Annotated in this window: 1 protein-coding gene; it reads right to left on the bottom strand. The window is 58.4% G+C overall.

Going from position 1 to position 250, the window contains the following annotated elements:
• Positions 1–108: 108 nt before the first annotated feature.
• A partial coding sequence (locus SB725_RS32845) for a DUF5064 family protein (protein ID WP_410923653.1) occupies positions 109–250 on the bottom strand: 142 nt, incomplete at its 5' end.

Here is a 250-nt window from a genome sequence, read left to right as displayed (position 1 = left end):
GATGCGCATGGGGAGGCGGTTGGTCATGGCCGGGGAGGGCCGTAGTATGCCTTGATAGGTGGGCTTGGCCCAACACTGCCGGGGCTGCACAGCAGCCCCAGTTCATTGTTACTCCAGATGTTCAGGCTTGATCGGGTCGCCCGACTTCACTTCGAGTTTTTCGCGAATATCGCTGAACATGAAGTCATAGATCTTGTGCGGTGACCCCAGGTTCTCGAATTTCTTCGGCGGGGCCAGGTAGGACTGGGCC

The sequence above is a fragment of the Pseudomonas sp. SIMBA_041 genome, from assembly GCF_046535095.1.
Classification (GTDB): Bacteria; Pseudomonadota; Gammaproteobacteria; order Pseudomonadales; family Pseudomonadaceae; genus Aquipseudomonas; species Aquipseudomonas mucoides.
Note: the sequence above shows the minus strand (reverse complement) of the source record. Positions and strands in the feature narration are given on the sequence as shown.